1 protein-coding gene is annotated in these 1,039 nt (G+C 70.7%); it reads left to right on the top strand.

Features of this window, described 5'->3' with window-relative positions:
* The first annotated feature begins 99 nt into the window (after positions 1–99).
* Complete coding sequence (locus tag ACFWDO_RS21500; protein WP_380327204.1) at positions 100–1,002, top strand: endonuclease domain-containing protein; 903 nt, start codon at positions 100–102, stop codon at positions 1,000–1,002.
* The last annotated feature ends 37 nt before the right edge of the window (positions 1,003–1,039 follow it).

Genomic DNA, 1,039 nt, shown 5'->3' with positions numbered 1-1,039 from the left:
GCCCTGGTTCGGTCGCGAACCAGGGCCAAACGCCCGCTCACAACGAGAACCTGTGGATGACGCGCACCTGACTCCGCCTCCCCTCGGCACGCTGTCACGATGGATGATCTCGTCGGCGACCGCCCGTCCCCGTTCACCGTGGCCGACGCCCTCCGAACGGGCCTGAGCCGCAAGCAGCTCCGCGCCGGACGACGGTGGGACGCGCCGTTCACGGGGGTGCGGCTCCCCGCCGGCTCTGTCACGGAGCTCCACGACCGGTGCCGGGCCTTGGCCCTCGCGCTCGACGACGACGTCGCGTTCAGCCACACGACCGCCCTCGACCTGCTCCGCGTCGAGCGCCCGTGGACCCACGCGGACGACACGCGCCTGCACGTCGTCACCCTGCGCAGCGAGGACCGGGCCGAACGCCCCGGCGTCGTCGCGCACTGGACCCGGCAGTCGTTCCTCGACACCGTGGAGGTCGACGGGCTCCTCGTGACGTCACCCGCACAGACGTTCACCCATGTCGCCTGCGAGCTCCGCCTCCCGGACGACGTGGTCGTCCTCGGCGACGCGATGATGCGGCGCAAGCACCTGCTGACGTCGCCGGCCGAGCTCCTCGACATCAGCACGCGGACGCACAAGGTCAAGGGCATCGTCCAGGTCCGGGACGCGATCCCTCGGATGCGGCCGAACACCGACTCGTCGACCGAGACACGCACGAGGCTGCTGCTCGAGGACGCCGGCCTTCCGTGCCCCCGCGTGAACGAGGTCGTGCTCGCGCCCGACGGGGCCTACGTCAAGCGGGTCGACCTGCTCTACCGGAAACAGAAGGTCGCGATCGAGTACGACGGGGACCACCACCGTACGAATCGCGAGCAGTGGCAGGAGGACATCCGACGCCGCCGACTCCTGGAGGCGCTCGGCTGGACCGTCATCGTCGTCGTCGCGGAGGACCTCCGCCAGCCTGAGCAGCTCATCGCACGAGTCCGCGGTGCCCTCCGCGCCGCGTCGCGCGTGTGAGCGGGCGTTTGGCCCTGATTCGTGACCGAATCAGGGC

It is taken from the genome of Isoptericola sp. NPDC060185, assembly GCF_042728595.1.
Classification (GTDB): Bacteria; Actinomycetota; Actinomycetes; order Actinomycetales; family Cellulomonadaceae; genus Isoptericola.
Note: the sequence above shows the minus strand (reverse complement) of the source record. Positions and strands in the feature narration are given on the sequence as shown.